Origin of the sequence: Frankia sp. BMG5.23, assembly GCF_000685765.2 — a bacterium.
Classification (GTDB): domain Bacteria; phylum Actinomycetota; class Actinomycetes; order Frankiales; family Frankiaceae; genus Frankia; species Frankia casuarinae.
On sequence record NZ_JDWE01000005.1, the window covers coordinates 161,714 to 173,115 of the forward strand.

The 11,402-nt window shown below is 68.3% G+C and carries 9 protein-coding genes; all 9 read right to left on the minus strand.

Annotated elements, in window-relative coordinates:
* Positions 1–50 precede the first annotated feature (50 nt).
* The 9 genes from cas2e to BMG523DRAFT_RS04125 all read right to left on the minus strand — a co-directional run bounded on the left by cas2e (position 51) and on the right by BMG523DRAFT_RS04125 (position 11,236).
* Positions 51–329: a type I-E CRISPR-associated endoribonuclease Cas2e gene (gene cas2e / locus BMG523DRAFT_RS04085; protein WP_011434500.1), complete on the minus strand. Its 279-nt coding sequence runs from the start codon at positions 327–329 to the stop codon at positions 51–53.
* Positions 326–1,318 carry a type I-E CRISPR-associated endonuclease Cas1e gene (cas1e, locus tag BMG523DRAFT_RS04090; RefSeq protein WP_011434499.1) on the minus strand — a complete coding sequence of 331 codons (993 nt, stop codon included), beginning with the start codon at positions 1,316–1,318 and terminating at the stop codon, positions 326–328. The genes cas2e and cas1e overlap by 4 nt, the downstream gene beginning before the upstream one ends.
* Position 1,319: 1 nt before the next feature.
* Positions 1,320–2,126: a type I-E CRISPR-associated protein Cas6/Cse3/CasE gene (cas6e, locus tag BMG523DRAFT_RS04095; RefSeq protein WP_043590420.1), complete on the minus strand. Its 807-nt coding sequence runs from the start codon at positions 2,124–2,126 to the stop codon at positions 1,320–1,322.
* 7 nt (positions 2,127–2,133) lie between these two features.
* A complete protein-coding gene (gene cas5e / locus BMG523DRAFT_RS04100; protein ID WP_043590422.1) occupies positions 2,134–2,964 on the minus strand; it encodes a type I-E CRISPR-associated protein Cas5/CasD in 831 nt (276 codons plus the stop codon).
* Positions 2,961–4,115: a type I-E CRISPR-associated protein Cas7/Cse4/CasC gene (cas7e, locus tag BMG523DRAFT_RS04105; RefSeq protein WP_043590425.1), complete on the minus strand. Its 1,155-nt coding sequence runs from the start codon at positions 4,113–4,115 to the stop codon at positions 2,961–2,963. The genes cas5e and cas7e overlap by 4 nt, the downstream gene beginning before the upstream one ends.
* 78 nt (positions 4,116–4,193) lie before the next feature.
* Positions 4,194–4,814, minus strand: a complete 621-nt coding sequence (casB, locus tag BMG523DRAFT_RS04110; RefSeq protein WP_011434495.1) for a type I-E CRISPR-associated protein Cse2/CasB — start codon at positions 4,812–4,814, stop codon at positions 4,194–4,196.
* A gap of 26 nt (positions 4,815–4,840) precedes the next feature.
* Positions 4,841–6,493, minus strand: coding sequence for a type I-E CRISPR-associated protein Cse1/CasA (casA, locus tag BMG523DRAFT_RS04115; protein ID WP_011434494.1), 1,653 nt, complete (start codon positions 6,491–6,493; stop codon positions 4,841–4,843).
* A 362-nt stretch (positions 6,494–6,855) separates the two neighbouring features.
* Positions 6,856–9,744, minus strand: a complete 2,889-nt coding sequence (locus tag BMG523DRAFT_RS04120; RefSeq protein WP_043590426.1) for a CRISPR-associated helicase/endonuclease Cas3 — start codon at positions 9,742–9,744, stop codon at positions 6,856–6,858.
* 256 nt (positions 9,745–10,000) lie between these two features.
* On the minus strand, positions 10,001–11,236 hold the full coding sequence (locus tag BMG523DRAFT_RS04125; RefSeq protein WP_235462849.1) for an acyltransferase: 1,236 nt from the start codon (positions 11,234–11,236) through the stop codon (positions 10,001–10,003).
* Positions 11,237–11,402 lie beyond the last annotated feature (166 nt).

Here is an 11,402-nt window from a genome sequence, read left to right on the forward strand (position 1 = left end):
CTGAGGAAGATCCCCGCGCGTGCGGGGACGACACTTGCTGACCTGCGGGTTTATCGGCGAGATCGGGCAAACAGTATCAGTCCGTCGTAGTCGACGGGCTGGGTGCGGTTGCGGCCGGCGGTGCGGGCGGCCCAGCCTTGTTCGTTCGTGGCTGGTTCGATCATGATGGCTTGGCCGTCACCGACGCGTTGGGAGAGCAGGGTCCAGAGCCGGTCGCGGACGCGGGCGCTGGGGTTGCCGACGAAGACGCCCGCCGAGATTTCGATCATCCAGCGGGTGAGGTGGCCGCGGAGGCCGTCGGCGGTGGCGATGAGGACGATGACGGTCACCAGGGTGGGGGTGGCTGGTCGGTGTCGGGTCCGGTGACACCGAGGATGGTGGTGTCGTCGGTCTGGTCGGCGAGGTCGGCGGCCCAGTTGACGCCGCCGGGGACGTGGCCGTCGAGCTCGTCCCACAAGTGGAGTGCGTCCTCGTCGTTATCTCGGGTTCCTTCCTCGATGAGGAGGTCTTTGATGTCGTGGATGATGCGGGCCATGAGGTGCCCGTCAGCGACTTTGTCGCGGAAGGCGGTGCGGATGTCGCGCTCGTCGGTGAGGCCGGCGGCGGCGAGGTCGAAGGCGAGGGGAATGGTGTAGTCGGCTTTGTACAGGTCGGCGATGTCGAGGACGAAGGAGGTGGCGGCTCCGGTGTGGACGAATCCGAGGGCGGGGCTGGCGCCGATGCCGACGATGGCGGCGTGGCAGATGCCGTAGAGGCAGCTGTGTCCGGCGGACAGGAGCCGGTTGATGTCGTCGCTGTCGGCAAAGGGGTCGCCGTGGGTGTAGACGCGTTTGTTCCAGGTGACGCCGGTGCGGGTGGCGTGATCGCGGTAGATCTTTTTGATGCGGGCGCCTTCCCGGCCGCGGAGTTGTTGCATGGTGGCGGTGGTGACGTCGTCGTCGGGGAAGCGTTTGGCGTACATGCGGCGGGCGACGTCAAGGCGTTCGCTGGTGCGGGTGACGAGGTAAGCCTGGCGCATGAGCAGGCCGGCGCCGCGGCTGGGTCCGAGTCCTGCGGCATACATGCGTACGCCGCGGTCGCCGACCCAGCACAGGGCGGTGCCGGAGTCGGCGAGCAGGCGCACGGCGGCGCTGGTGATGCGGGTTCCGGGACCGAGCAGGACGGTGGCGACGAACGCGGCGGGGACACGGACGGTGCGTTCCTTGTTGACCAGGACGACGGCGTTGTCGTCGCGGTCAACGTGGCATTTCTCGACGTAGAGCGTGGAGACGCGGTCCTCGACGCGGTGCAGGTCCTGCGGATTGGACAGCCACCACATGTCAGCGGCCGGCCTGTTCGGTGTGCAGGGGCGCGAGGGTGATCAGCCCGCAGCCGTAGGCCTTGGCAGGGCCGACGCCGTGCAGGAGAGTGGCGCGGGCGCGGGCGGGATCGGTGACGCGCAGGGCGCCTTCGAAGGTGGCGGTGTTGAGGACGACGCGGCGGCCAGTCTTCTCGGTGTTCTTGGCTTTCTTGGGGAAGGTGAGGCGTTCGCGGGCGGTGAGCCGTAGCGCGGGGGCCGGCTCGTCGGTGTCGCCGGGGCCGTCGGGCTGGTTGCGGGGGCCATCGAGGTCGGCGGTGGTGAGCAGGGTGAATCCCCAGCGGTCGATGCGGTCAGTGAGCCAGGTCGTCTGGTGGGCGGCGGTGCGGTGGCCGACGCGGACACCGCGGGGGCGGGGGGCGGCGAGGTGTTCCTTCTGGGCAGGGGAGGGATTGTCGGGGGTGCGGGTGGCGCTGACAGTGTTCGCGCGCAGCCGGAAGCGGAATTCGCGGCCGGTGTGGAGGCGGTCGAGCAGGGGCTGGTAGTCGCGGACGAGGACCTGGGGTTCGTCGGTGTGGATCCAGCCGGCCTGTTCGATGAGGTGTTCCCAGGACGGCGTGGATTCGGTGAGAACGAGGACTTCGGCGCGGTGCGGTCGGTCTGCTCCACGGAGGCCTTCACCGGTTTCCAGTCGCCACAGGACCCGTTCGGTGACGGGTTGGCGGCTGAGCCCGCCGAGGGCGGCGGCGTGCATGCGCTGGGGGTTCTTCAGTAGCGCCTGGGCGCCGGTGCGCAGCGGGTTCAGCCAGATCCGGGACAGGTAGGTCATGGTCCGGTCACCATCCGAGAATCGCGAAAGGATCGTGGTGCGGGGTGGTGCCCTCGACGTTGTCGGCGTCGGTGAGCTCGTAGGGGGGTGGGAGGTGGACCCAGCTCTGGTGGACCCGGCGGCTGGTGAACCCTCGCTGGTGGGGATCGAAGGTGGTCGGCAGGTCGATCCGGACGTCGTCCCCGTCTGGGTCGTCAACGGTGACGGGTAGGTCGATGCGGCGGAGGCGGGGTGGCCTGCGCCGGGCGAGGGCGTCGCGGTGGTCGGGGCTGGCCTGCCACGGCACCTGCCGCAGGACCTCCAGGGCGCTGCCCGACCACAAAGCGGTGTCCGGCTCGCTGTCGGGAACGAGGAGGAGGGGGTGGGTCGGCGGGCAGGCGCGGCGGCCGAGCGCGAGGGGAAAGGCGGGGGTGCGCAGCGCGTCGGCGAGGGTGGTGAGCACCGGTTCGGGTGCGGCGAGGGCGGCGACGAACACGGCGTCCTGCAGGTAGAACCGCTCGGTGACGTGGGTGTGCTTCGCCGGGGACGTCGGTTTCTGGAGGCCTTTCGCGCTGACCGCGGCGGAGGGTAGCGGCCGGCCGCGGTAGTCGCTGACGGTGTGGTAGTCGCGCAGCAGGGTGCCGGGCTGGTCGGTGCGGATCCCGAGGGTGAGGCTGAGGAGGTCCTCGATCGGGTCGGTGCGCCGGCGGCCCTGGGCGGCGGCGAGCAGCCCGATGATCCCGCTCTTCGTCGGTTCGGTGAGGGTGTCGCGGCGGTTGAACATGCTGCGGGAACCCCAGGACTGCAGGGGGCCGGCGAGGCGCAGCACCAGGCAGTGGCGGGGCGGGTCCTGGCTCATCGGACGCTGCTCATGAGCCGGTCGCGGGCGGCAGCCACCACTGTGTCGAGAACCTCGTCGAACGGCTTCGGCTCGCCGAGCGCCTTGACGATCATCGCCGTGGTGTCGGTGTTGGTGTTGGTGTCGTCGGGGGCGCGGTAGGTGGAGGCGAGGATGTCGGGCTGGAGGCCCCACAGCGTCGACGCGCTGTTGAGTTCGATGGCGAACTGCTCGAGGGATCCGGTGAGGACGCCCCGGCCACGGGGCAGTACCGGCTTCTCGAACGCGGAGACAAGGTTGACCGGCTGGTCGGGGCGGATCGCGATGGTGAGCAGGTTCGGCACGGTGCGGTGGGCGAAGGAGTTCTGATGGCCGGTCGGCATGGAGGTGGTGAACGCGGTGAGGAACACCCGTAGCGCCTCGACGGTCGCCTCGATGTCACCGCCGAGGTTCTCGGCGAGCTGGTGCAGGCCGACGGTGGCGAACCGGTACAGCGTCGCGGACTGGAACTCGACCGTGCCGATCATCCCGGCGCCGGTCTCGTCCTTGGCGTTCTGGTCGTCAACGGCGGTGTAGTAGTCGAACTCGACGTCGACGGCATGGGTGGACAGGGCATGCGCGACCTGGGTGGCCGCGTCGACGTTCAACGACGCCAGGTCGGCGACCATCCGCCCGAACAGCGCGACGTCGATCGGATGCCCGCTGCCGAGAGTAGCCAGGACAGGCACATCCTTGACCGCGGCGAGCAGATCGCCGTCGCTGAGATCGGCGAGGCGCGGCACATCCTCGACAATGAGGTCGATGAGCCGTTCGAGCTGGGGACGGCCAAAGAACAGCAGATAGGCGGTCTCCGCCGCCTTCTTCCCCGCACTGATCTTCAGAGCGGTCAGAAGGCTGGTGGCGATCCGGGTGCTGGTTTCCGCGTCGAGCGCGCAGCGGGTTGCGAGCCGTTCCGCGAGCAGCGCGGAGATCCGCTTGGTGCGTGTTCCGAGCTGGGCCTGATCGATGTGGTCGGCGAAGGCGGTTCGCGTCGCCCGCTTCCAGGCCTGGGACGACACCCGGGCCCGCTTCACCCCGCCATAGACGGCTTGTTTCGGGGTACCGGCGTCATCTCGGTTGAGGTTGGACGGAGGGACGGTCTGCAGGATGTGGACGTCGATGTAGCAGCGCATTGGTAGATGCCTCTTTCTGCTGGGTCAGGACGGGAAAGCCCCGGTGCGCGGAGGCAACGCCGGAGGTTAGACGGAAGATCAGGAAGTGCCGGACGCGGCGGCCGGGGTAGCGGCTTTGTCTTTCGGGGGCCGGTAGAAGTACTGGGCTCCCCACCGGCGGCGTACGTCGCCGATCCGCTCGGGGGTCTGCCAGGCGATGAGGTCCCGCCAGAGTTGGGTGTAGTCGAGACCGACGGGGACCTGGCGGAACTGGCGGACCAGACCACGCAGGTGGTAGGCGGCCTCGTCCAGGGTGGTGGCGGTGGCCACGGCGTTGAACCGCCGGTCGACCGCCTCAGGACTGAACTTGTCGCTGCTACGCAGGCGTAGAGCAGCCTCGCCGAGCCCGATGCCAGGCTGATACGCCGCAGTGGGCAGGGACTGCTGGTGCACCGCGAACAAGGTGAGCGCGACGTGCTCCGCGGTCAGGGACCAGGTTCTGCGGCCATCGACGGTGAGCGTGGAGTAGTAGCGCCACATCTCCGGGACGCTGCCAGGCTCGCGGCCAACACCGCGGCGCAACACGGCCAAATCCGCCCCGTCGGGCCGGTCGCCCTTATGGTCCCGTTCCCAGAAGTGCCGTGGCGATGTCGTCTCGCGTGGCGATGTCGTCTCGGATGATGTGGACGATGCGGACGGCGCCGCGGTTACCTCGGTCATCAGACCTTCCTGACGGGTCGTGGGAATCAGGCGGCGGCCAGAGCAAGCCGGTTGTCCTCGTCCTTGCCGAGCACGTCGTTGAGCGTGCGCCGGAATGACATCTCGGCGCCGGCGAGGCGGGCGCCGAACGGCTCACCGGGATCGCGGCCCAGGAACGTCTCAGGACCGGCAGCGGACAACACCGGGTCGACGACCTCCCACGCCAACCGCCGAGCGAGGATCCGCCACGCAAGTTCGGCCCGCTTGGCGTCCTCCGGATGCTGCTGCAACCCGGCTAGCAGCCGGTGCACCGTCGGATTGAAGCTGTGGATCAGTATTTCTCCGAGCCGCTGGCCCTTGTCCCACGGCAGCTTGTCCGTCGCACCGGCAGCCTCACGAAGATCGTCGCCGAGACGGTTGGCGGCGATCCGCAGGCTCTCGGCCTGGGCCGCCACCGCCAGCACGGTCTCACGGACCGCGGAGTCCCGTGCCAGCGCGGTGACCGGGAGGGGAATCTCATCGGCCATTACCTCGTCGATCACCGCCGACTGCGTGCCGTACTTCACCCCGACGGTCAGTACCTGCAGTGGCAGATCATCGGGGACATAGCCGTCGTCACGCAGCCGGGCGAGCTGCGACAGCGCCGTCGGCGCGAACACTTTGTCACTCGACAAGGGCGTTGTGGTCAGCAGAGCCTCCAGCCCGCGCCAGGCCGACCGGCCCGGCTGATGCCGCACCGGACGGACCGGCGGCTCGTCGGCTTTGGGCTTGTCAACCTGCCGCCACGCCGTGTGCGGTTCGAGTGCGTGCACCGATCCGGTGAGCCGGTCACCGGCGGTGAGCACCACCCGTCGGACCGAGACATCCTCGACAGCCGTCGGGTCTGCCTCGGGCACGAGCCGGATCCGCCGCGACTGCCAGGTCAGCAGATCCAGTAGCCCTTCCGGGGCGCGAGTCTCCCAGCGGGAGGTGGCGCTGCTTTCGGATCTCCATTGCGGCCGGTCCTTCTGCCGCAGACCGTGCCGCAGGACGGGGATGCTGAGCATCAGCGTATGGAAGAGCGTCTCACCCAGCGGCAGGACGATCCCGAACTGCCCGAGCGGCCCGGTCGGGTTCCCCATCGTCTTCCCCGTCTTGACCTTCGGGTCATCCGCCGCTCCGGTCTTGATCGCGGCGGTGTCCCAGCAATGGGCTGCGAGCAACGCCCGTGCCGCCGCAGCGGGCGTCAGGCTCGGAGGGTCGTTCTCGGTCCGGGAACTGAACAGCGGAACATTGTTCCCCGAGGCCAGCCGCGGAACCAGCAGCGACACCGGCTTCGTCTCGTCCTTCGCGGTCCGCAACCCGGCGACCTGCGCAAACGGAGCCGTCGGATGAAACAGATGAAATCGTGCCGCCTGTCGGATTAGATACGACTCGATGCCCTCCTCATCCTCAGCCCGATCTTTCCTGATAATCCGGTCGAAACAGCCAGCCTCCCACCGCTGTGACCACTCCTCGTCGGTACGGGGGGCGCCGAACACGTCCAGGACGACGGGCAGCAGGACCTGACGCAGCACCGCCACGGCTTCGAGCGGATCATCAAGGGCCAGCCCGTCGATCGTGTGAGCGTCGACGAGCGCCTTCCTGATCCCCACCTCCAGGCGCCGCCCCCGCTTGATCACTGGGATCCATTGCCCATCGATCAGGTTGAAACCGTTCACTCATTCCCCCGTTCGTAGGCCCCGGCCTGCGCCGACCGTCGGTGGCTCAGCCGAGATGTACCAAGGGCCACCGACAGTTTTGGTCGACCGCGACGGCGCGGCACGTCGGCTGCTACCGATCGTGCGGCTCCTGCTAGGAGATGGACATCTGGCGTCGCCACATCAAGGATCTCCTAACCCATGGCGACCAGATAACTGGCCGAACGGTGCCCATGCTCCCGCCTCGCACCGAAAGTAGCACATACAGTGACGTATGGGGTGAACCGGTATATCTGCACGGATTCGCCTTGTCTCGGAGCATGGGAGTCAGCCGTCCCATCTTGAGCGCCGAGAAGATCAACACCTTGCCCCGGTCCGGCAGTTCACCCTTTACCAGCAGCCGGTCGAGTATCAGCAGCCGGTCGAGGCGCGAGGCTCAGCCCGAGCTTGTTGTCATAGGTCAGGTGTCGCCCCCCGAGGATCGCCGACATGCGATCGTCGAGAATCAGGGCGCGGGTGCGGCGGAGCCAGGAGTCGCCGTCCCAGCCGGCCAGGGGAGTCAGTTCGGCATGCGCCGCGGCGGTGATCTCCTTGTTCGCGGGCAGGCGGATGGTGGCTCCGACGACCTCTTCGAGGACCGCGTCGTCAGACACGGCAACTTCGCCGATGTGCCCGAGCGATCGGCCCGCGAGCGTGAGATACCCGGCCGGTCCGCGGCGGACGAGGACGACCTCCACGGACTCGTCGCTGTCACGGACGACCGCGGTGAGGCGTTCCTCGGTTTCCAGCGGCGCGGTCGCCTTGTCGTGCAGACCCTCGAGCGTGGTCAGGCCCAGACCGTCCTCGCCGGAAAGCAGAAATCCGGTGGCGTTCACCCGGCGACGACGCTCCTTGGCCTCCCATTCCTGCCTGGCCTCGGCCGCGGCATCAGCCCAGCGCGCCGGACCGAGAGGCTCATCACCGTAGCCGAGAGCGACGAGGCCGGGCACGTCGGCGGGAATCGACCATCCACCACCCGTGGCGGCTTCGGCGACGAGAGCGGCGGAGCGCAGCAGTAGATGATCCCCGTACACGGCCCGGCTACCGGCGGGCCAGAGTGGCACAGCCCCGTCGGGCAGCCGCAGACCGCTGGCGATCACTTTCGGGTCGCGAAGCCGGGCCGGTCGCTGCCCGGTCGGCCGGTCATGCCGATGCAGCCGGCCGACCCGTTGCAGCAGAAGGTCGATGGGGGCGAGATCGGTGACGAGGATGTCCACATCGACGTCGAACGACTGTTCGGCCACCTGGGTGGCCACGACGACGAGCCGCGCGGGCCGGTCCTGGGCGTTCTCCCGTCCGGGGGGGCCGAGCTTGTCCACGACGTCTTCCGTACGGCTCGCGCGTTCGGCTGCGGTGAACCGGGAGTGCAGCAGCACCACGTCATCACCGAACGTCGTCCGCAGCTCGGCGTAGACGACCTGGGCCCGCTGGACGGTGTTACACACGACGAGAGCGCAGCCGCCCTCGCTCACCTCCGCCGAGACAGCGGCGGCGATGCTCACCGGGGCGAAGTCGGTGGGCTCTGCCAGGATCTCTACCGCAACGGGCACGGACTCACGCCAGGGTGACTGGGACGTCACGGAAAACCGGGGCTTCCCGTCGGCCATATACACCGCGGTGGTGCTCGGGTAGCCGGTGGGCCGCGGCAGATCGGCGAGGTCGACATCGGGGCGCTGCAGGGCGCCCTGCAGATAGGCGCCGGCGAGCTGTGCACGCAGTACCGGCGGCAGCGTCGCGGACAGAACGATGACCGGCACGCCGGTGTCGGCGAGCCAGCGCAACGCCTCGAACAGGAACTGCGCCATGTAGACGTCGTAGGCGTGTACCTCGTCAAGGATGACGACCCGGCCGGCCAGGCCGGCGTGCCGTAGCATCACATGCTTCGTCCGGGTCGCCGCCTGCAGCAGGTGATCCACCGTGCCGACCGTCACCGCAGCGAGCAACCCCCGTTTCGATCCGAAGAACCACTCCGCGGCCGCCGCGGCGCCCGCCAGCGGTGCGTCGCGACGACCCGGGCCGCTCGTACCCGTACCGAAATCGTCGGCCATCCCATACTCGTCGAGATCGTCATGCACGTCGACGAACCGGACCTGCGACCGAAGTGCCGCCCACTCCTTGTTGAAACGAGCCCGGCCGTGCAGTAGGCCGATCGGAACCTCGGGATCCACCGCGGTGAGCCAGCCGCGGACCCGGCTGAACATCGGATCGCTCGTCGCCTGCGTCGGCATTCCGACGAACACCCCATCCGCACCGACCTTGCCGGCCAGTACCTCCGCGGCGGCGAGCGCCGCCTCCGTCTTCCCCTCACCCATCGGCGCTTCCAGGATCAGTAGCCCGGGGCCGGGCATTTCCCGCACGGCCTGGACCGCGGCGCGCTGCGCCGGCCGGGCTGGCTTACCGAATCTGTGGTGCACCAGGTCAGACTGGTTGCCGGGTGCGGGCCGGTCGGAGCGCCACCCGCCACGCAGACCCAACTGTGCCCAGGCTCGCTGTGCACGCTCCCGCGAGCCCTTCATCGAGATCTCCGCCAGATCCGACAGCCCACCGAAATGCTCTTTGTCGCTCGCGACCCAGTCTGCCATGATGATCATCCCGGATAGGGCAAGCTGACCTCCGCGGGATGGTGTTCGCAGCTCCGAAAAGGAAGCCAGGTCAACGTTGAGGTCGCCGGCCACCCGGTCGACGAACGCACGTTGGACGTCGAGCCACGGTCCGGCGCCGTGGACGGCGGGCTTGTGCACAAGACGGCCACGGTCCGGTATCAGGCCGTGATGGCCCGCGACCAGCGGCCACACCCAGTCACACCCCGGCCGACTCCAACCGACCTGCGGGAGATACTTGCGGACGATGACAGCCCCCGCCCGCGCGTGATGCCACTGCCGGCCCTGCTGAGGAGTCACCCCTCGCCAGCCAAGCCCGGCAGCCCGAACGCGCTGCGCCAAACCCTCGTCCTTCATCTGAAAGGCCGGCGTGGCCTTACCGACATCATGCAGGCCGCACAACAGCGCGAACAGAGACCGCCCGCGACCATCGCTGCAATCATCCAGACGATCCCGAATGGTGGATGCGAGGAAACGATCCCAGACAAGTTCGCCCACCGCCGCCGTATCCAGAAGATGGCCGAGGAGCAGGTGCATCGATCCCCCCGCCTTCTCCGCCGACTTCCCCCATATCATACCGAAGAACTCATCATCCATGAAGACTCCCATCCCAGATATAATGGACAGCCCCATTCAAGCACCTTGCGAAATGAGCCCGTTCATGGGGGCTTGGACGTGACATCGGCCGTCGTAGAAATGCTGTTGACGGCTTGCCTGATTCGTTTTACTGATTATTGAGCTGTGCGTTCTCCCAGCCCTGAAGACAGGAAATCACTGGAAAGATCCCCGCGCCTGCGGGGACGACGGGGCCTCCAACGGGAGACGATCCGCGCGCGGCCGGCGCACGTAGCGCAGCCGGCGCAGACCGGGAAGCCTGCGCCACGCCACGTCAGGGAACTGGCCGTGCCGGTCGCACCGGGGTGGACACCGGGGCGGGGGACACCAAGGCGGGGGACACCAAGGCGGGGGACACCGAGGCGGACACCGGGGTGCGGCGGAGCTTCTCCACCAGGATGGACAGCCGGCGGCCCGGTTTCTCCAGGACGACGTAGCTGATCCATCCACCGAGGACGCCGACCGTGACCAGCATGGCGGCCACCCACGGAAACGCCGACGGCGCATGACTGACCAGCCCGTGCCGGTCCAGCACCAGCAGCAGAATCGGCTCATGCCACAGATACACGCTGTAGCTGATCATGCCGAGCCAGACGAATGCCGGGGTGGCGAAGAACCGGCGCCACAGCGTGTCGCGGGGTGCCAGCACGGATGCGGCGAACAGCACACCGAAACCGATTGAATTCAGCGTGGAGAACGCCTCGAACGATGCCGCGGTGTGCCCCCGGACCAGCGCGCCGGCGATGATGAGCCCGGCGGCGACAAACCGCAACGCACACGCGAGCAGGGCGGGCAACGGCCGCTCCCGACCCCATCGGACATAGAGAACCGCAGTGATCATTCCGAGGCCGAAGTTGCCGGCATAGTTCTGCGGCGAGAACCAGTACGCCCACTGGTCGTGCTGAGCCCGCACGATGTAGACCGCATAGACGATCCAGACGGCGGACACCACGATCAGCAGGACCGGCGGCAGGCAGAGCCGCCGCCAGCGATGCGCCTCGGGTAGTCGATGAGTCTGCCGCCGCAGCCAGCCGGCGACCAGGGCGAGGTATAGATAGAAGTAGACCTCGACGGCCAGCGACCAGGCCGGGCCGATCGTGTAGAACACCCGCTTGCTGTCGAAGACCTGGGTGAAGGTCAGGTGTTCGACCAGGTCGATCCAGTCGCCGGGCAGAGTGGGATTACGCGCCGCCCACACGACGATGAGCGCCGTGTAGTACAGCGGAAGAATCCGCAGTCCACGACGTATGAGCGTGTTCTTGGGTGACCGTTGGGTCCGGCCGGCCCTGACCCGGTTCGCCATCGGCATATACAGCAGGAACCCGGAGACCAGGAAGAACCAACTGATCATCCCGTCGAAGGCGCCGAGGACCTGGCCGAGGAACGTACCCGCGTACGGCGTGTTGCCATCCCCGCGGCAGAACTGATAGGCGTGAAAAATGATCACTGAGATCGCCGCCACGCCGCGGAACCCGCCCAGGTCGACCAGCTCGAGCCTGGGATCGCCCACCGTCGTCCGTCGGCGACCGCGGCGGTTCCCTCCGCTCTCTCCGGTGATACCCACCCCCCCGGCCCGCGGCCGGGCCGAGGTCCGGACCGGCACGGTCGGCCGCTCTCTCGGCGGCGGCACTGGCGGCGGCGGCACTGGCGGCGGCGGCACCGGCGGCGGCGGCACC